Origin of the sequence: Brevibacterium aurantiacum, assembly GCF_900169065.1 — a bacterium.
GTDB classification, from domain to species: domain Bacteria; phylum Actinomycetota; class Actinomycetes; order Actinomycetales; family Brevibacteriaceae; genus Brevibacterium; species Brevibacterium aurantiacum.
In genome coordinates, this window is the sequence record NZ_FXZB01000001.1 from 291,135 (window position 1) to 309,443 (window position 18,309).

General features: G+C 62.8%; 15 protein-coding genes. 7 read left to right on the top strand and 8 right to left on the bottom strand.

What is annotated here, in order from left to right; genetic code table 11:
• Nucleotide 1: 1 nt before the first annotated feature.
• From BAUR9175_RS01285 to mraZ, 5 genes are all read right to left on the bottom strand, one after another.
• Nucleotides 2-1,564 (bottom strand): UDP-N-acetylmuramoyl-L-alanyl-D-glutamate--2,6-diaminopimelate ligase, encoded by a 1,563-nt coding sequence (locus BAUR9175_RS01285; RefSeq protein ID WP_009883141.1) that lies wholly within the window; start codon nt 1,562-1,564, stop codon nt 2-4.
• The gene (locus BAUR9175_RS01290; RefSeq protein WP_009883137.1) at nt 1,564-3,345 is read right to left on the bottom strand and encodes a peptidoglycan D,D-transpeptidase FtsI family protein; all 1,782 of its coding nucleotides are present in this window, start codon (nt 3,343-3,345) and stop codon (nt 1,564-1,566) included. Before BAUR9175_RS01290 ends, BAUR9175_RS01285 begins: the two co-directional genes overlap by 1 nt.
• 49 nt (nt 3,346-3,394) lie before the next feature.
• Entirely contained in the window at nt 3,395-3,961 is a 567-nt protein-coding gene (gene ftsL / locus BAUR9175_RS01295; protein WP_009883135.1) for a cell division protein FtsL, read from the bottom strand.
• Nucleotides 3,958-4,920 (bottom strand): 16S rRNA (cytosine(1402)-N(4))-methyltransferase RsmH, encoded by a 963-nt coding sequence (gene rsmH, locus BAUR9175_RS01300; RefSeq protein ID WP_101582711.1) that lies wholly within the window; start codon nt 4,918-4,920, stop codon nt 3,958-3,960. Before rsmH ends, ftsL begins: the two co-directional genes overlap by 4 nt.
• A gap of 166 nt (nt 4,921-5,086) precedes the next feature.
• Nucleotides 5,087-5,518 (bottom strand): division/cell wall cluster transcriptional repressor MraZ, encoded by a 432-nt coding sequence (gene mraZ, locus BAUR9175_RS01305; RefSeq protein WP_009883133.1) that lies wholly within the window; start codon nt 5,516-5,518, stop codon nt 5,087-5,089.
• A 483-nt stretch (nt 5,519-6,001) separates the two neighbouring features.
• Here mraZ and BAUR9175_RS01310 point away from each other — a divergent pair, with 483 nt between their 5' ends.
• Genes BAUR9175_RS01310 through BAUR9175_RS01320 form a run of 3 tightly spaced genes read left to right on the top strand, consistent with a single transcriptional unit; the run spans nt 6,002 to nt 10,492 of the window.
• Nucleotides 6,002-6,991 carry an AAA family ATPase gene (locus BAUR9175_RS01310; RefSeq protein WP_096160795.1) on the top strand — a complete coding sequence of 330 codons (990 nt, stop codon included), beginning with the start codon at nt 6,002-6,004 and terminating at the stop codon, nt 6,989-6,991.
• Between the two features lie 4 nt (nt 6,992-6,995).
• Complete coding sequence (locus BAUR9175_RS01315) at nt 6,996-8,144, top strand: DUF58 domain-containing protein (RefSeq protein ID WP_069600317.1); 1,149 nt, start codon at nt 6,996-6,998, stop codon at nt 8,142-8,144.
• Complete coding sequence (locus tag BAUR9175_RS01320) at nt 8,141-10,492, top strand: transglutaminase TgpA family protein (protein ID WP_226823542.1); 2,352 nt, start codon at nt 8,141-8,143, stop codon at nt 10,490-10,492. The genes BAUR9175_RS01315 and BAUR9175_RS01320 overlap by 4 nt, the downstream gene beginning before the upstream one ends.
• Nucleotides 10,493-10,860: 368 nt before the next feature.
• Here BAUR9175_RS01320 and BAUR9175_RS01325 read toward each other — a convergent pair whose 3' ends face one another.
• A complete protein-coding gene (locus tag BAUR9175_RS01325) occupies nt 10,861-11,271 on the bottom strand; it encodes a DUF3040 domain-containing protein (RefSeq protein ID WP_009883127.1) in 411 nt (136 codons plus the stop codon).
• A gap of 130 nt (nt 11,272-11,401) precedes the next feature.
• On the bottom strand, nt 11,402-12,661 hold the full coding sequence (gene dinB / locus BAUR9175_RS01330; RefSeq protein ID WP_009883126.1) for a DNA polymerase IV: 1,260 nt from the start codon (nt 12,659-12,661) through the stop codon (nt 11,402-11,404).
• Nucleotides 12,662-12,749: 88 nt separating this feature from the next.
• Here dinB and BAUR9175_RS01335 point away from each other — a divergent pair, with 88 nt between their 5' ends.
• Together BAUR9175_RS01335 and BAUR9175_RS01340 are read left to right on the top strand one after the other, a co-directional pair.
• Entirely contained in the window at nt 12,750-13,271 is a 522-nt protein-coding gene (locus BAUR9175_RS01335; protein ID WP_009883125.1) for a hypothetical protein, read from the top strand.
• Entirely contained in the window at nt 13,268-14,473 is a 1,206-nt protein-coding gene (locus tag BAUR9175_RS01340; protein ID WP_009883124.1) for a polyprenyl synthetase family protein, read from the top strand. The genes BAUR9175_RS01335 and BAUR9175_RS01340 overlap by 4 nt, the downstream gene beginning before the upstream one ends.
• A gap of 24 nt (nt 14,474-14,497) precedes the next feature.
• Here BAUR9175_RS01340 and BAUR9175_RS01345 read toward each other — a convergent pair whose 3' ends face one another.
• Nucleotides 14,498-14,848: an Rv2175c family DNA-binding protein gene (locus tag BAUR9175_RS01345; RefSeq protein ID WP_009883123.1), complete on the bottom strand. Its 351-nt coding sequence runs from the start codon at nt 14,846-14,848 to the stop codon at nt 14,498-14,500.
• Nucleotides 14,849-14,986: 138 nt separating this feature from the next.
• On the opposite strand from BAUR9175_RS01345, the gene BAUR9175_RS01350 reads away from it, so the two are divergent.
• Both BAUR9175_RS01350 and BAUR9175_RS01355 read left to right on the top strand, forming a co-directional pair.
• Nucleotides 14,987-16,117, top strand: a complete 1,131-nt coding sequence (locus BAUR9175_RS01350; RefSeq protein WP_009883122.1) for a lytic transglycosylase — start codon at nt 14,987-14,989, stop codon at nt 16,115-16,117.
• A complete protein-coding gene (locus BAUR9175_RS01355; protein ID WP_096158830.1) occupies nt 16,114-18,255 on the top strand; it encodes a protein kinase domain-containing protein in 2,142 nt (713 codons plus the stop codon). Before BAUR9175_RS01350 ends, BAUR9175_RS01355 begins: the two co-directional genes overlap by 4 nt.
• Nucleotides 18,256-18,309 lie beyond the last annotated feature (54 nt).

The following is an 18,309-nucleotide window of genomic DNA, read 5'->3' on the forward strand; positions in this document are numbered from 1 at the left end:
ATCAACTGTGAACTTTACCTGTTTGTGCGCCGCCAAGTCGCGTGCACAGCGCTGAGCGTGTCCTCGATCTGTCGTCGAAGTCGGTCACAACGCCGCCAGCGGACTGTCCGGTTTCGTGGCCCTTCCCTGCAATGAGCACGGTTGTGGAGGCCTCAGCGGCGGCAATCGCCTCGTCGATGGCGGACCCCCTCTCGGCAACTTCAATGACTTTCTTCACACGCGCGCGTCCGTTTGAGATCTCTGCATCGATGCCTTCTCTGATGGCGGCTCGAATCAAGTTCGGATCCTCGGTGCGCGGGTTGTCATCGGTGAGGACGATCACGTCTGCCCCGCGAGCGGCGGCCTGACCCATCCCATATCGCTTCCCCCTGTCACGGTCACCACCTGCGCCGAAGACGATGACGAGTTCCTCACTGTCGGCATGAAGCGAGGCCAGGGCCTTCTCGATCGCATCGGGCGTGTGGGAGTAGTCGACGATCGCACGGGGCAGGCGTTCCGGATGCGTCTGCCCTTCTGCACGCGGGCCGCTGACATCGATGATCTCCATCCGGCCTGGGACTGAGGCACTGAAGGTGCGTCCGATCGCGTTGAGATCCGAGACGGCGATTCCGGCTTCCAGCAGCATCGCCGCGGCCAGCGCGGTGTTCGTGACGTTGAAGTCCCCCGGCAGCGGAGAGCGCAGGGCGATGGTCTCGTCGGCGGATCCGCCGAGGTGGAGGATGAAGTCGGATACGCCTGGAGTGTGTTCGATCCGCAGTTCGCTGCGGTCGTCTCGCCCCAGCGTGCGCACCGGCACCTGAGCGGCTTCGACCATCTTCTCGCCCCACCTGTCCTCGACAACGATGACAGCGGCATCGGAGAAGGTTCGAGTGAACAGCTGGGCCTTGACGTCGAAGTACTCGTCCATGGAGTTGTGGAAGTCGAGATGATCCTGGGAGAGGTTCGTGAAACCCGAGACCGCGAAGTGAGCCCCGTCGACCCGGTGCTGGCTCAGCGCATGTGAGGACACCTCCATGGCACAGGTGTCGACGTCAGCGGCGCGCATCTTCGCGAACAGGGCATGCAGCTCGGGAGCTTCAGGGGTCGTACGCACGCTCGGTTCTCTCACGCCGGCGATGAGCGTCGCCACAGTGCCGATGACTCCGGTGCGGTGTCCGAGGGCTTCAAGCATCCCGTCGACGAGGTAGGTCGTCGTCGTCTTCCCATTGGTTCCGGTCACACCGATCAGCTGTGGAGACACCGAGGTGCCGTACACGGCTGCCGAGACGAACCCCAGGACCGACCGGGGGTGTTCCACGATCAGCCCGGTCACCTCGGCGAGGGTCTGCGGGTCAACGGCAGCGGAGATCATGTCCCAACCGGCGGCATCGGTGAGGATCGCGGTGATCCCGCGCTCCATGAGATCCGGTGCGAACTTCGCTCCGTGGACGTTCGCACCCGGCAGCGCTGCGTACAGCTGACCCGGGGAAACGGTGCGCGAATCGTGGGAGACTCCCCCGACCTCGCGTTCAGGATCTCCGTGGACTGTTCCAGGGGCTGCCGGCAGCAGCTGTGAGATACGCATTATTTCCATTCTCGAGCGGGTAGCTGGGGATCCTCGGTCGATGGAGGGATCTTGAGGTGACGCATGGTGAAGCCGGCGACATCAGAGAACACCGGGGCCGCGGCACTTCCACCGTAATAGCCGTTTCGGGGCCGCTGCAACGTCACCGAGATCGCGATCTGCGGGTCCTCGGCGGGGAGGACACCGACGAACGAGGCTGTGTAGCCGTCGTAGCCGCCGCCTTCGGCTGCCGGAGCCTGCGCGGTTCCTGTCTTTCCCGCCACCCGGTAGCCGGAGACCTGCGCCGACTTGCCGGTGCCCTTGGCGACGACGCCTTCGAGCATGGACAGTGTCTGGTCAGCGGCCTTCTTGCTGATGACCCGCTCGGGTTCACCTGCCGGGTTCGGGATCGTCTTCCCTGAGGGAGAGACCGTTCCATCGACGAGCGTCGAGGGCACGTGCACCCCGCCGTTGGCGATGGTCGCGATGACATCGGTGGTCTGGACAGCGTTCGCGGCCACACCCTGGCCGAACATCACCGTGTATTTGGTGCGACCGTCCCACTCCTTATAGGGGTGGAGGATGCCTGAGGTCTGTGCAGGGAACTTGACGCCTGTCGGCGTACCGAAGCCGAACTTCTTCAGGTAGCCGTAACGCTGCTCTTCTGAGAGCGCGTTTCCTGCCAGAATGGTGCCGGTGTTCGACGATTCGGAGAGGATCCCCGCGAACGTGAGCTTCTCGTCTGGGTGCGGGTGGGAGTCACGGAACTCTTCGTCGTTGGGTGCCTTCCACTTATCGGGCACCGTGAATTCCTGCTCCGGAGTCACCAGTCCCTGGTCGAGCAGTGCGGCGGCCGTGACCATTTTGGCCGTCGAACCGGGCTCGAAGACATCGGTGAAGATGCGAGACCCACGGTCCTCGCCGTCGACCTTGCCCGGTGAGTTCGGATCGACGCTGGGGGCATCCGCGGCAGTCAGGATCTTGCCGGTTTTGATGTCCTTGATCACGATCGACGCGGATTCTGCCTCGTGCTTCTTGCGCTGTTCCTCGATCGCCTGCTGGGCGTAGTACTGCAGGGCCGGGTCGATCGTCGTCTGCAGACCTTTTCCGTCGACGGCGGCACGGGTGTTGTTGTCCCCGAGCGGGATGATCTCACCGCGTGCACCACGCTCGTACTGCTGCTGACCGTCGCGCCCGCTCAGCTGTTCGTTGTAGGCCATCTCAAGCCCAGCCTGAGGCTGGCCGTCGGAGCTGAGGAAGCCCACGAGGTTCCCGGCCACCGCGCCGGACGGATAGGAGCGCACTGCGTACTCCTCCGCGGAGAGGCCGAGGATGTTGAGATCCTTCACCTCGCGCCAGGTCTCGGAGGTCAGTCCCTTCGCAACAGGGTTCCAGCGTTTGTCGCCGACCAGCTTAGGGTACAGCAGACCGGGGTCGGTGTCGAGTGGAGCGGCCAGAGCCTCAGCAGCACCCCAGGCGCCGACCAGCTTTCCGTCCACCTTGTACTGCGCCACGTTCTGCTGGTCCACGACGAGCTGATAGCGGGAGACGCTGTCGGCGAGAACTGTGCCATCGGCGGCCAGGATCTGTCCGCGCGAAGCCGGCAGGGTTTTGGTGACGAGCCGGTTGGAGAGAGCCTTCTCCGCCAGTTTCATCGAATCCATGCCCTGGATCGAGATCAGGCGCCCCGAGGTGACGAGGAGAACCAGGATGGACAGGCTCGCGATCAGCGCCATCCGCAGGCGCAGATTCGGTTTGCCTCGTCCGCCTTTTTTCTTCACCCGAGTTGCTCGTGGGCCCATTGCTCTGTCCTTGGTCCTTGCTGATCGGCGAATGGCTGTCGGACTCGCCTTATTTCGGAGTGTCCTGAGCCGGTGGGGCGATGTCCTTGCTGGGACTGCCGCCGACTACTGGCAGCTTCTCATCCGATCGTAGATTGGGACGGAGGTCTTCGCGGGTATTGGCACGCGGGCCGGGGACAACTGTCGGCTTCTTTTCTCCGCTGACGTCGATCGGAGGGGCGTCGATGATCTTCCCTGTCTTCGCATCGAGGAATTCGGGCGACGAGTCACGAACCAGCCCGAGCTCTTCGGCCGCAATGGAGATGTTCTGCGGTGACTCTCGGTAGGAGTTGTCTTCGACCAGTCGGTCCTTCTGCTCGGCCAGCTGCTCCTTCTCGGAGTTGAGCTGGTCGATCTGATAGGAGGTGTGGGAGATGAAGATGTTGAGCAGCAGCACCGCGACGAGGGTCGCGACGAGGATCGCCACGCACAGCATCGAGAACGGCACTCGGGCCTTCGGCAGCTCGAACTTCAGCAGCTTCAGGCTCGGTGGTGTCAGCCGAGAGCTCGACTCCCCTGCGACGCGGCTGCGCTCGGTGAGGTGCGGGCGGCGGACGGCGGCTTGGGCGTTGTTCACGATTGTGCCTCCCTGATCTTCTGTACTGCACGCAATCGCACGCTCTTGGCGCGAGGGTTTCTGTCGGCTTCGTCGCTGTCGGCCAGTTCCGCACCGCGGATGATCTCCGACAGCCACGGCTGGAGCTCTTCGGGAACGACCGGCATGTCCGGCGGCGCCGAGGTGGTGGTTCCGGCGCGGAAGATCTTCTTGACAATCGTGTCCTCAAGGGACTGGTAGGACTCGATCACGGCCACTCCCCCGAGGTGGAGTGCCTGCAGCGCCTCCGGGAGCGCGGTCCGCAGCACTCCGAGTTCGTCGTTGACCTCGATGCGCAGAGCCTGGAATGTGCGTTTTGCCGGGTGAGACTTCTTCTTCGTCTGCGGAAGGACTCGGCTGAGCATCGCTGCCAGCTGCTGCGAGGTCTCCCACGGTGTGGTCTCACGGTCGGTGACGATGATGTTCGCGATCCGGCCCGCCATCTTCTCTTCCCCGTATTCACGGAGAATGCGGCGCAGTTCGGCTTCGGAATAGGTGGCCAGCACCTCGGCGGCGGTGAGGGACTGGGTTCGATCCATCCTCATGTCCAAGGGGGCCGGACGGGAGTAGGAGAACCCACGCTCGTCCTCGTCCAGCTGCAGGGAGGAGACCCCGAGGTCGAGGAGGACCGCGCTGATGCGGTCGACGCCGAGGTCGTCAAGGATCTCTGGGATCTCGTCATCGACGGCATGGACGATGTCGGTCCGGTCGGCGAAGGGAGCGAGCCGCTTCGTGGCGATGTCGATGGCCTGGGTGTCGCGATCGACTCCGATGAGGTGCACATCGGGGAAAGCGGTGAGAATGGCTTCCGAATGTCCGCCCATTCCCAGGGTTCCGTCCACGACGATCGGCGCGTAGCCATTGTCCCTGGCGGCCTGGACCCCGACTCCGATGAGCTCGACCACGCGCTCCAAGAGGACCGGTACGTGCTGGTCGTTCATAGGTGAGTCCTTCGTGGGTGGTGGTCGTGGGGGTGAAACGCTGGAGCCAGAACCTTGTCCGCCGCTGCCCTGGCACCGGGGAAGTGTGTCAGGACTGCCGAGCTTCGGAAACGGGGAAGTTCCCCGAAACTCGAACACGGCGGGCAAGGATCAAACCCGAGCAGAATCAGATCACTCCGGGGATCACCTCGTTCTCACGTTCAGCGAATGCCTGCTGAGCGCCGACCAGGTAGTTGTCCCATGTCGGTGAGTCCCAGATCTCGACGCGGTTGCCCATGCCGATCACTGCCACTTCCCGATCAAGTGATGCGTACTGCCGCAATATGTTCGGAACCGTGATGCGTCCCTGTTTGTCCGGTTGGTCCGCAAAGGCCGCCGACAGGAACACACGCTGGTAATCGCGGGCTTCCTTATTCGTCTTCGGCGCGTTCTGGATTCGCTCATGCTCGGCTTCGAACTCCGTGGTGGGGAACAGGGTGAGGCAGTTCTCCTGTCCACGGGTCAGTACGAGACCGGGCGAAAGCTCCTCCCGGAACTTTGCGGGCAGGATGAGCCGACCTTTGTCGTCGAGCTTCTGCAAATGAGTGCCCAAGAACATGTCGTCTCACCCCTTTCGAAACCCAATTGGCTCCGATAGCAACCACAGTACTCCACTTCCCTCCACCTAATCTAGTATCTGACCCCATTGCGGTCTCATTGACCTATAAAAGCCCAGGTCAGATAGGTGGAGGAAAGTGGGGAAAATTTCCGATCGGCGCGTCGAACGGGGGTTTCAAAGGGGCCATTTCGGGTCTTTTCGGCTTCCAGGTCCCCATCTGCTCGGATCGTGCCAGACCCTCAGATCCCTGACTTCCCGGGGAAGTTCGCGGTGTCGAGCCGTACGGGGAGGAAAGTGGGGAGGGAAATGGGGAGGAAAGTGGGGGTCCCGGTGGAGCGAAGTGGGGAGGAGTGTGGGGAGGGAAGTGGGGAGCGAAGTGGAGGGGGCCGGCGGATGAGTGTGGGAACAGCTGCGCAGGTGCGGAAAGTGCGGCCCGAAGACACCTATGTGGATGCTGGGGTCGGGATAGGGGACAATGGGATCATGTCGATCAGCCAAGAAGGTACACAGACCAATTCCGTGATCGGTGCCGAGCACATCGAATGGGTGCAGCAACTCACCTCACGGGCACGCACAGCAATGAACGCCGTCCTCGAAGGCAAGGACGAAGCCGTCGGACTGTCGCTGATAGCGCTCCTGGCAGGGGGCCATGTCCTCCTTGAGGACGTGCCCGGAGTCGGGAAGACTCTGCTGGCTCGGGCCATGGGCAAAGTCGTCGACGGTTCTGTGAGGCGCATCCAGTTCACTCCCGACCTGCTCCCGACAGACGTCGTCGGTGTGAACCTGTTCAACCAGGAGACCCGTCACTTCGAATTCCGCCAGGGTCCGGTGTTCGCCAATATCGTCATCGCCGATGAGATCAACCGCGCCTCCCCCAAAACCCAGTCTGCGATGTTGGAGTGCATGGCCGAGGGGCAGGCCACCATTGACGGTGAGACCTACCAGATGCCCTCGCCATTCATCGTCGTCGCTACTCAGAACCCGATCGACATGGAAGGCACGTACGCCCTTCCCGAAGCGCAGCGCGACCGCTTCATGACTCGCATCTCCCTTGGCTACCCCAATACTGCTGACGAAATCGACCTGCTCGACAACCAGATCGAGCATGATCCGCTCTCCAGTGCGACTCCGGTCACCAGCCTTGAGCAGATCAACCAGGCCCGAGGAATCGTCCGACATGTCAGTGCAACCCGAGAGCTGCGCGAATACATCGTCTCCATCCTCCATGCCAGCCGAAACGACGAGGCTATCCTCCTCGGCTCCTCCCCCCGCGGCGGTGTCCACCTCCTCCGTGCGGCCAAGGCTCGCGCCGCGCTTTCGGGACGCACCTTCGTGACCCCGGACGACATCCAGGCGTTGGCTCCCTACATCCTGGCTCACCGAATCATCCCGCGCGATGGCGACGACTCCGAGCTGGCAGCCGAGCTGGTCGGACGGCTCCTGGCCCGAGTGCCCATTTCGACGGTTCAGTGACCACATGCGTCTGAGCACCTCAGGAATCATCTTCGTCCTCGCCGGGGCGGCACTGATCGTGACCGCCTATCGGTTCTCGCTGCCCGGGCTGCTGCCTGCGGGGATTCTGCTTCTTGCGCTGGTCTTCCTCTCGGCACTGCTGATCACCTGGGGAACCAGGCGTGTTTCGATCACTCTGCGCACAGGGCTGCCCACCGTGGCGCTGCCTCAGTCCAGAGACCGCTACCCGCTTGCCCACGAGGGAAAAGAGGTCGAGGTCGAGGCTCTGGTGACGAACACCGGGCGTCTGGCGATCCCGGCCTCGACGATCGACTTCGTGGCGGCCGAAGGATTCGGCGATTCCACGGTCGGACAGGTCCCTCCGCTGGCTCACGGCGCCTCTCAGACGGTCTTGACGTCCTTCACCCCGCATCGTCGGGGTCTGAGCGGAGTTCAGACCGTTCTCATCACTGTCTCGGGTCCCTTCGGCCTCGTCACAAGGAAGAAGAAGGTGATCGCCGGTCACCCTGTTGCAGTATCGGTGCCCATCCTTCCGGCACGGATCCCCTCCGACTCGGCGATCAGACCAGCCCGACTCGACGATGGCAAGTCTCGTCCGGGCCACACAGCTCGAGACTTCCACACCCGGGAATACGTCCCGGGAGACGACCTCAGACACGTCCATTGGCCGAGCACCGCGAAGTCCGGTGAGCTCATGGTCCGACACGAAGCCGACGAGGAGACGCTCTATGCGCTCATCGTCGTCGATCTCAAGGGTGAGGGCGAACGTCCGGACTCCCTCGAGATCGAATTCCTCCTTGCCGCAGCCGCAGCAGCCGGAACGGCGTTCCTGCGTGCAGGCTACGAGGTCTTCGTCGTTGCACCCGGCCATCAGATCAGGTTCAAAGGACAACGCGATATCGACCGACTGCGATTGCTCACCGCCCTCGTCGAGGCCGGCAGAGTGCAACTTCCTGCCCATGACAATCCCAACCACATCCTCATCTGTGCCGTCGACGACGCTCGTGGGCAGGAGCTGGCCGCACAGTTCTCCCGCCGCGTGCCGGTGACCGTCCGCAGCCTCGATGACATCAATGACCTGACGATGGTGGGTCTGAGCGAGGACCTGCCCGAATCATGGACCGCGTTCGATTCGAAGCGGGTGAAGCGATGAGCACCGACACACGTGAGAGCACCGAGAAGCAGTCTCCCGCCTTGCTCGAGGCCTGCACCGTATTTGTGGCCATGGTCTTGGCCGCCGTCGGACTCTCGGCCGTCTTCTCCGACTTCGCCTGGCTTCCCCCCGTCCTCATCTCGATCTTCCTCATCGTCATCGTCGGGGCGATCTTCCGCAGCATCCCGGTCCTCCGAGCCACTGGTGCGGCCGTCATCGCGCAATGCCTCGTGGGGCTCATCGCAGTTCTCGTACTCTGTGCACCCAGCACGCTGATCCTCGGCGTCATCCCCACCGGCAGCTCTTTCACCAGTGTGATCGATCTGCTGTCCTCCGGGGTCAGCGATCTGTACGCCACGGTTCCGCCGGCTCCGAGCACTCCCGGTTTCACCACGATGCTGACCATCGCGTTCACTCTGATCACCATCCTCATCGACGGCCTCGTCTGCGACCTCAAAGCTCCCAAGGTCAGCGGTGTTCTGCTCTTGGTGCTCTGGATGATCCCCGTGTTCTTCGCTCCCACCCAGGTGCAGTGGTGGCATGTGGTCGCGATCTTGGCGGCCTTCCTCATCCTCATGCTCAGCCCGTATCTCCCAGCAGCGAAGTGGCGCGGCGGTCTGACCGCGACCGTGGCCGGAGCTGTGGCCGTTGCCATCGGCATCGGGCTCCCCGTGCTGCTTCCGGAGGTGCCGTCGCTGCCCAATCGCGCGGCAAGCGACAAGGGCGACCTCACCGTGACGAACCCGTTCCTCGATCTGCGTGCTGATCTGGGCGACCGTGACGACTCGACTCTCTTCGACTACACGAGCACTGAATCGCAGGGGCAGCCGATCAGGCTGACATCGATCAACTCCTTCGACGGTCAGACCTGGGCACCGACCCCGTTCCCGCTCGATTCGTTTGCGATCGCAAATGAAGGTCTGCCCTGGCCGCAGGGGCTCCCACGGAGCAAGAACTACAGCCAAGAGCGCATCGACGTCTCTATCACTGACGAATACGATCAGCAGTATCTTCCTTCCCCATACGCTCCACAGCAGCCGACAGGTTTGGATCGGCGTTGGATCTATGACGAGAAGTCGCTGACGGTCGTCGGCAATGGTGAGAAGTCCGGTGGGCAGGACTACTCGATGGAGTACGTGTCCATCAACCCCGACGTCAAGGACCTGCAGAGTGCAACACCGGTGAACACCAGTGACTTCGAAACCGAACTCGAAGTCCCGGACAGTCTGCCCACCAGCGTCAAGGAGACCGCAGAGAAGGTCACTGCGGATGCGGACAACCAGTGGGAAGCCGCTGTGCTGCTCCAAGCCTATTTCCGCAGCGGTGACTTCGAGTACTCGCTGGATGCCCCGGAAAGGGCCAGCGGAGATGCGATCTCTGATTTCCTCGTCGACAAGAAGGGCTACTGTGTCCAGTTCTCGTCGGCGATGACGATCATGGCCCGAACCATGGGAATTCCCGCACGCATCGGAGTCGGCTTCGGTGAGGGAAGCAAGTCAGGTGAGGGCTACGAGGTCAGCATGCAGGATTCGCATGCATGGCCGGAACTGTACTTCGAAGGCGCCGGGTGGGTTCGGTTCGAACCCACTCCAGGTGGACCCGCCGGTGACCCGCCTAAGTGGTCGGTCGCCAGCGGCAGCACCGATGGTGACTCCGAAGAGGATTCCGAAGAGTCCTCCTCACCCTCAGAGGAGCCCACAGACGGCGCCGAAGAGTCCGAGGCAACGGAGTCGGAGAGCTCCAGCGAAGAGACCTCAGCTGCGGGAGAGCCTGCCGGTGCGAGTATCGGCAAGTACCTCTGGGCAGGTCTCATCGTTTTGGTGATCCTGCTGCTCGCGGCGATCCCCGCGCTGTGGAGGCTGATCCTTCGTCGTCGTCGCACAAGCGATCCCAAGCAGCTCGAAAAGGTCTGGACCGAGGTGCGAGCGCTGTCGACCGACTACGGTCAGAGCCTTGACCCGAGCAAGACGCTGAGGTTCAACGAACTCGTGCTGGCCAGCAGGGCCCAAGGCGGGACCGAAGAGCCTGACAGCTCCTCTGCAGAGTCTGATTCCGGCGCTGACTCAGTCTCCTCGGGAACCCGAGGAGACTCCGGGGATCAATTCACCGCGCTGCGCAGCCCAGCTCCCCCAGCGGGTACACGCACTGCCGGCGATGACACCGCCCTGTCAGCCTTCGTTGATGCCCTTGAGGCGCACCGCTACGGCGGCAGTGAACAGAGCATCTCGTCAACTGAGGTCAGTGCCCTCATCGACGAGGTCAGGTCCGATCTGTCGGCCAATGCCACACCCGGCAGTCGGATCACCGCCCGCATCTGGCCGGCCAGCATCTTCAATCCGCCTCGCTGAGCCACCTGACTGCCCCGACGCTGCCCCGGATGCCCCACGCATCCGGGGCAGCGTCGTCTGAGGCAGCGGGCAAGAGCGCAGTTCTGCCGATGAGTGTGCACTTCTGCTGACAAGTGTGGTTCCTGCCCCTGCGTGCAGAGACACACGCGATTACCACGTCGTGTGTCGGACAAGTCCTGCAGGGGCCGACGCATGGAGCCAGAGCGAGTCTACGGGTCCATACACCGTCGCTACCGGTTCATACGCGGTCGCTAGGGACTCACACGCACACGAAAAAGCGCCCTCGAGACGAGGACGCTTCGTTGGTGCGCGTTGGTGTGATCAGCAGTTGTCGGAGGGAATCTGCTCAGCCGGGGACGGCCGTGCAATCATTCTCCGCGCTGGCGCTTCTCCCACCGGTCTTCGATGCGGTTCATGAAACCTGACGGGCCCTTCGCCTCAGGCTTGGGACCATTCGACGGCTGTGCACGCTTCGCTTTGTCGCCGATCTGACGCGGCCGACTGAAGGCCCAGTACATACCGGCAACCATGAGACCGAATCCGACGACGCCGAGGATGATCCACCATGCGGTGTTCGCGACCATCGAGATGGCGAAGATCGTCGCGGCAAGCCCGACCAGCGTGACCAGAATGCCCACCACGAATCGCTTCGCGGAGAAGCCTGGACCATTGGCGGCTGCCTGTGTTTCGGAAATATTGCGTGCGAAACGTGGGTCTTCACTGCGCAGCTGCTTCTCCAACTGATCGAGCAGCTGCTGTTCGTGATCGGAGAGTGGCATCTCGAACCCCCGTTTCCTTACTCTGGCCTGATGACACAATCATAGTCTCTGAACCCTGAAAAAACATCTTGAGGACCTTTGCATCCCCCGGATTCTCACCACGTCCTCAGACTATGGCGCACCTCACCGCCTAAACATGGTCAGGACCCGTATTGTCATGCTCAGGACGCTTCCTGAGCAGAGAGGCCTGCGAGATCGCGGCAGTCCCGAACTTCTTGCGCACATCGTCCAGAGCAACCTCGGCTTCTCTGCCCGAATCCTCGGCCTCATCCAATCTCACCTGGCGCCCGCTGGCCGAGAAGTCCATCAAGCCGGCCGCTCGGACTCCCAGCAGGCGCACCCCTTTCGACTTCTGCTCCCGCAGATTCCTCATCGCTGGCCGCAGGGCCTCATAGATCTCACGGGCCAGGTCTGTCGGGGCATCGAGAGTGATCGACCGTGACAGCGTCGTGAAATCGGCCAAGCGATATTTCAATCCCAAGGTGGTCGCGACCTTGCCATCGGCCCGGACCCTGTGTGCCACCTTGTCCGCCAACCTCAGCAGCTCGTGTTCGAGTTGGCTCAGGTCCCAGACGTCCTCGTTGAACGTGTGCTCGGCACTGATGGACCGATCCTTCACCTGCCTGTCCATCCCATGCGAGTCCAGCCCGTGGGCGCTGCGCCACAGATGATGCCCATGGGCCCCAAAGACCCGGCCTGCCCATGCTTCGTCGACGGCTGCCAGATCACCGATCAGTCGAATGCCGTATCTGAAGAACCCCTCCTTCGTCTTCTCCCCCACGCCGGGAAGCGCTTCGATCGGCATCGGGTCGAGGAACTCCCGAGTCGCCGACAGCGGGACGAGCAGCTGCCCATGCGGCTTGGCTCGAGTGGACGCGAGTTTCGCCACCACCCGACTGCCGGCGATGCCCACAGATGCGCTCAACCCCGTCTGTGCCTCGATCTCGGCTCTCAGCTGTGAGGTGATCCGCACCGGGGAACCCAATCTGCGGACGGCTGCAGAGACGTCGATATAGGCTTCGTCGACACTGACCTGCTGAAAATCGGGCGTCACCTGAGCGACCAGATCGAAGACCTTCTGCGAGTACGAGGAGTACAGGCCATGGGAAGGAGGGATCACCTCGGCGAAGGGACACAGATTCATCGCTCGACCCATCGGCATGGCCGCATGGACACCGAACTCTCGGGCCTCGTAGCTGGCTGAGACCACGACTCCCCGCCCGCTGCGACCACCGACGATGACGGGTCTGCCCACAAGTTCAGGGCGGCTCAGAAGCTCCACCGAGACGAAGAAGGAGTCCATGTCGAGATGGAGCATTGTGGCTCCGGTGTCGTCCGTGCCGAGACGGCTCAGATCGCCGCCGGAACGTGCCAGCTGTTTACGACTCATCGAGCATCCATGTTGTCTGCGCCTGCTCCTTTCGGCTCCCGTCACTCAGTCCGGGTAGTCTGTAGTCATGGTAACGCGCGCCACTGTCATGACATTGCCCCTCGCCGCCGCCCTCGTCCTCGCAGGATGCTCGGGCCCGGACAATGAGGCGGCCGAAGGATCACCCACTGCGGAGGAGACCCAGTCTTCAGCCGCCGCATCAACACCGGCGGCCTCTGAGTCTGCCGGCACCAAGCAGGCGAGTGAGGATTCAGACGCTGCTTCCACAGACGTCAAAGATTTCCCGAAGTATCTCAAGCCCTACCCGGACTCGACCGTGCTGTCGAGTGCTCGTGCGAAGGCGGAGAACGGAGCCGATTCGGGGAAGCTCGAACAGGTCAGCCTGGTGATGAGCGCCAAAGCCGAGCCGAAGGACATCTTCGAGTTCTACTCCAAGGCGCTGAAGAAGGCCGGGTTCGAAGAGTACGGTGACCAGGTCAAGACGAAGAGTGCCCAAGTCGTGAACTTCCGCCATAAGGACAATGAAGGCCTCCTCGTCGTCACCATCGCAGAGGATCCCTCGGAGAAGAAGAATTCGATCGTCACGGTCGGCGGGAACATCGTTCCATGACGCCTGCCGATGCTCCGGGCACTGGTAGCACGGAGACTGCACGGTCAACCGAACCCTCCCAGCACGGCACCACTGTCAGCGAACTGGACTCGCCTGAGTCCATCGCGGCTGAGGTCTCCGCAGGGATAGAGGCATTCCTCGAGCTGAAGGCGGCCGAGTTCCTCGCGATCTCACCGGATGCCGATGACATCGGTCGGGCCCTGCTCGAGTTCACACGGGGCGGCAAGATGATCCGCCCGGTCCTGCTGTGGTGGGGCTTCCAATTGGCCTCCGGCGATGATTCCTCGCGCAGCGCCCTGAACGGGGGTGTCGCCGAGGCGGCCGGGTCGCTTGAACTCCTCCACGCCGCTGCTCTCATCCATGACGATGTCATCGATCATTCCGATACTCGCCGTGGCAAGCCGGCATTGCATCGACAGTTCGAGTCGCGGCACTCCGAGCGCCGCTTCCAGGGCGGGGCCGAGCCCTTCGGTGTGGCGGCCGCCATCGTCATCGGAGACATCTGTCTTGCGCTCAGCGAAGAGCTCTTCGAAAAGTCCCAGAGCGTCCTGGGCATCACGCCTTCGGCACGTGACCTGCGCGCCACGCTCCGGAGAGATGTGATGGTCGGTCAGTACCTCGATGTCCTCGCCGAGGTGGTTCCCCTTGACGACGCACGCATCGGTGAACGCGCGTGGGAAGTTCTCAGCTTCAAGTCGGCGAAGTATTCGGTCGAGCAGCCGCTCCTCCTCGGTGCCGCACTCGGCGGCGCAGACGAGGAACAGCTCGCGGAGATCTCCCGGTTCGGGCTGCCGCTGGGCCAGGCGTTTCAGCTGCGCGACGACGTGCTCGGCATCTTCGGCGACCCCGCCGCCACGGGCAAACCAGCAGGCGATGACATTCGTGAGGGCAAGCGCACGGTCCTCATCGCCGAAAGCATGAAGAACCTCAACTCAGAGCAGACTCAGATCATGGCCGAACGACTCGGTGATCCGGATCTCTCCGATTCCGAGGTCGCAGAATGCGTGTCGATGCTCACGGAATCAGGGGGTCTGGACGCAGTCGAATCCTTCATCCGGTCCAAGCATGACGAGGCACTGTCCGTGGTCCGAGAATGGGCGACCGACAGCTCACCTGTCTCTTCGACCCGAACGAGGATCGGCCCCACGGCGCAGCGACAGCTCACGAAATTCGCGGAGGCGCTCAGCTACCGCAAGAGCTGAGAGATCAGTCAGACGAGAGAAGACTCAGAAGGCCAGAGCCTGTGCACGGCGCCGGACCTCTTTGCGATTGCCGGCGCGCAGCAGATCAATGGGGCGACCTGGCAGGGAATCATCCGGGGTGAAGAGCCAGTGGATGGATTCCTGATCGTCGAAGCCCGCATCCCGCAGGGTGCTCAGAGTGCCCTTGAGCGGAGTGAGCACTGATCCGTCGACGAAGAACGCCGTCGGCACCTGCATCACTTTGGGGCTCCCGTGCTTGTAACCGCAGATCGCACCGTCTTCCAGGAGCCTGCGCACCTGCATGATGTCGAGACCAGTCGACTCGGCGATATCTGGCAATGTGGCCCATTCCTGGACGAGTTCTTCCGTATTCACATCATTAAGCCTAGCAATATTTGAAAGACACACCCCGCCATGCGGGGCCGAATGCTCGGGTGTGGGCCGGGCACTCGATACTCTGGAGTGTGAAACTTCCCCATCCGATATGAAGTCAACAGGTGACAGATGACACGAATGCGACGGAATCCCCAGGTGCCCGTTACCGCCGCTCCTGACATCCGTGCTGCTTCAAAGGTGAACTCCACGGGTCCCATCCCGGGCTTCACTGACCGTGATTCCACGGACCACGATGTTGAGATCGACTTCGCCGAGGTTGCTCCTTCCCCTGGCGTCGAAACACCTGCAGACCCCGCGAATACGTATGCAGACTCCCCCTCCTCACCGATGGCTGCACCGGGACCACAGTGGACGTCGGGAACCAGCGGAGAGACCGTTCCCGTCACTCACGGCGGCCGAACCTATAAGACCCGCGACGGTGACACACTGTACGGAGTGGCCAGCAAACACGGCGTCTCAGTCCCTGCTCTGGCCGAACTCAACGCCATCTCGCCGCGTCAGAACCTCCACCAGGGCCAGGTGCTGTCCCTGCCGGAGAAGAATGACCTGCCCGATACGGATCCCTCCCACGTCGTGGCACCGGGTGAGACACTGGCCGGGATTGCGGCCAGGCATCAGATGTCGCCCGGATCGCTGCGTCGGGCCAACTCCATGGGCGAGGAGTCCTTTCTCCAGGTTGGCGAACTGCTCCTGCTCAGGGATTCGACGGCCCGCCGGCACCGCACCCCTCCCGAACCTCCGACGGATGTCCCCCGCGTCGCCACGAGTGCCCAGGTCGAAGGCATCCGACCCGCTGTGCTCGCGGCCGCACGACTCAACAAGTTCACCCTGCTGCGCAGGACCCACCCGGCTCCGGCCCAGGCTCGTCTCATCGTGGCATCCATCGCCGAGGAACTCGGTGCCGATCCGGCTCTCATGCAGGCCGTCGCGGCGCAGGAGTCGGGATTCCAGCACACCACGGTCTCGGCAGGCAATGCCATCGGCATCATGCAGGTCACCCCGAGATCGGGTCGTTGGGCCAGCGACATCGTCGGCCGCAGCCTCGATCTGCTCGATGTCGCCGACAACATCGTTGCCGGAACAGTCATCTTGGGGTGGCTGATCGAAACGGCAGAATCAGAGAACGACGCTCTGGCCGGGTACTACCAGGATCTGCGCTCCGTGAGAAGCGAAGGGCTGCTGCCCGAGACGAAGGCCTTCGTCCGCGCCGTTCAGATGCAGCGACAGCGAATGCAGGAGGCGCTATGAGTGCCCGCACGGATCCGCTCATCGGCACCGTACTCAATGACCGGTATCGCATCGATGCGAAGATCGCGCGCGGTGGAATGGCCATGGTCTACCGCGGCACCGACCTGCGACTCGACCGTGAGATCGCGATCAAGGTCATGCATGAGCACCTCATCAGCGACGAGACCTTCGTCGAGCGGTTCCGCCGCGAGGCCATCAACGCCGGGCGGCTGACTCATCCGAACCTCGTCGCCATCCATGATCAGTCGCGTGACGGCGACACCGTCTACCTCGTGATGGAGCACCTGCCCTCGGTGACCCTGCGCCGTGAGCTCAAGCACCGCGGCACGTTCACTCCGCGACAGGCGATCGTGGTTCTCGATGCGATCCTGGCTGCGCTCGAAGCAGTCCATTCCACCGGGATCATCCACCGAGATCTCAAACCCGACAATGTCCTCCTGGGCACAGACGGTCAGGTCAAGCTCGCAGACTTCGGGCTCGCACGCGCCGTGACCACCGCAACGACGACGAAGACACTCATCGGCACCGTCGGATATGTCGCACCCGAGCTCGTCACACGTGCCGGTGCCGATATCCGCACCGACCTCTACACCGTCGGCATCATGTTCTACGAGATGCTCACCGGCAAACAGCCCTACACGGATGAGGTCCCGATCCAGGTCGCCTACCGTCACGTCCACGATTCCGTGCCTCCCCCATCGGATCAGATCACGGGCCTGAGTCCCCGGCTCGATGCCTTGGTGCTGTGGGCGACGTCGAAGGATCCCAACGACCGCCCCGACGATGCGGCAGAGTTCAGGCTTGCTCTCGCCGAGGCGCGATCTGAGATGAGTGACACCGAGCTCGATTTCGGTGACCCGAATGTGCTCCCCGGCGAGCACTCCCCCGCGCTGACGGCGAGCATCGATCTCGGAGCCGAAGCTCCGAAGGAGAAGCGATCGCGCACGGACGAGATCCCCTACCTCGACAATGACGAAGAGGAAAGCGAGACCGCCGCGGCGGCTGACTCGGATGACTCCTCGGACCAGGACACAGGTGGTGGCGCGGGCACTGCAGCAGCGGCCGGTGTTGCGGGTGCCGGTGCAGCTGCCATCGGAGCGGCAGGAGCTGCTGCTGCTGCGACGGCAGACGACTCCGGAGAGCCTTCCGACGACGCATCGCAGGACGACACGGATCACTCCGACGACGAATCTCGTGACGGCAAGCCCGACTCCGTCGACAAGCACGCGGGCGCGGCCTCCGCAGCCAGCGCAGCCGCTGCTGGAGGCGCCGGCGGGGCTGGGGCGACCGGCGAGAGCGGCACCGAAGCTGCGGGTGCGAGTGCAGCGGCCTCTGCGGCGCCGCATCGCAGGCGCAGACGACGACTGGCAACGACCATCGGCGCTGCCCTGCTCGTCCTCGCACTCGTGGCCTGGCTGGTCATTGCCAATCTCCCCGCACCGACCTCCATCGTCCCTGCCCAGCTGGCAGGCAAGGACATCGACAAGGTGTCCTCGCAGATTGAGAACAGCGGCCTCGAGGCTCAGCCGAAGGAGGTCTTCGACGACACTGTGCCGGCCGGAACCGTCATCGGCACCGACCCGGTGGGAGGATCCGAGCTGGCACCAGATTCGACCGTCACTGTCGTCGTGTCCAAGGGCGAAGAGATGTTTGCAGTGCCCAAGCTCAAAGGCCTCAGCAAAGATAAGGCCGAGGACGCTCTGAATAAAGCCGATCTGAAACTCGGCAAGGTTGATGAGGAGTACAGCGACTCGGTCGACAAGGACACTGTCATCTCAGCGTCGAAGAAGTCAGGTGACGAACTGTCCAAGGACACGAAGGTCGACCTCGTCGTCTCCAAAGGCGTCAAACCGACTCCCGTGCCCAATGTCGAGGGACTGACCTTCGACGCCGCCTATGCCACCTTGGCCAAACGCGGATTCCGTGTGGGCAAGGACGAAGTGTTCTCCGACGACATTCCCAAGGGCAAAGTGGTCTCCCAATGGCCGAAGAGCTCCGAAGCCAAGCCCTATGACTCCCTCATCATCGTCCGCGTCTCCAAGGGCAAAGAGAAGAAGGAAGAGTCCAAGGACGACAAGAAGGATGAGAAGAAGAAGGACGAAGACAAGAAGAAAGACTCTGACAAGAAGGACGACTGAGCCCGACAGGTTCCTTCAGTGACCAGTGTCAGCCTCTGAACAGCAATGTCCAGT

Excerpts from the sequence above, each read along its gene's own strand:
- BAUR9175_RS01285 (WP_009883141.1), bottom strand. The coding sequence starts at position 1,564 with ATGCGTATCTCACAGCTGCTGCCGGCAGCCCCTGGAACAGTCCACGGA.
- BAUR9175_RS01290 (WP_009883137.1), bottom strand. The coding sequence starts at position 3,345 with ATGGGCCCACGAGCAACTCGGGTGAAGAAAAAAGGCGGACGAGGCAAA.
- rsmH (WP_101582711.1), bottom strand. The coding sequence starts at position 4,920 with ATGAACGACCAGCACGTACCGGTCCTCTTGGAGCGCGTGGTCGAGCTC.
- mraZ (WP_009883133.1), bottom strand. The coding sequence starts at position 5,518 with ATGTTCTTGGGCACTCATTTGCAGAAGCTCGACGACAAAGGTCGGCTC.
- BAUR9175_RS01310 (WP_096160795.1), top strand. The coding sequence starts at position 6,002 with ATGTCGATCAGCCAAGAAGGTACACAGACCAATTCCGTGATCGGTGCC.
- BAUR9175_RS01315 (WP_069600317.1), top strand. The coding sequence starts at position 6,996 with ATGCGTCTGAGCACCTCAGGAATCATCTTCGTCCTCGCCGGGGCGGCA.
- BAUR9175_RS01320 (WP_226823542.1), top strand. The coding sequence starts at position 8,141 with ATGAGCACCGACACACGTGAGAGCACCGAGAAGCAGTCTCCCGCCTTG.
- BAUR9175_RS01325 (WP_009883127.1), bottom strand. The coding sequence starts at position 11,271 with ATGCCACTCTCCGATCACGAACAGCAGCTGCTCGATCAGTTGGAGAAG.
- dinB (WP_009883126.1), bottom strand. The coding sequence starts at position 12,661 with ATGAGTCGTAAACAGCTGGCACGTTCCGGCGGCGATCTGAGCCGTCTC.
- BAUR9175_RS01335 (WP_009883125.1), top strand. The coding sequence starts at position 12,750 with ATGACATTGCCCCTCGCCGCCGCCCTCGTCCTCGCAGGATGCTCGGGC.
- BAUR9175_RS01340 (WP_009883124.1), top strand. The coding sequence starts at position 13,268 with ATGACGCCTGCCGATGCTCCGGGCACTGGTAGCACGGAGACTGCACGG.
- BAUR9175_RS01350 (WP_009883122.1), top strand. The coding sequence starts at position 14,987 with ATGCGACGGAATCCCCAGGTGCCCGTTACCGCCGCTCCTGACATCCGT.
- BAUR9175_RS01355 (WP_096158830.1), top strand. The coding sequence starts at position 16,114 with ATGAGTGCCCGCACGGATCCGCTCATCGGCACCGTACTCAATGACCGG.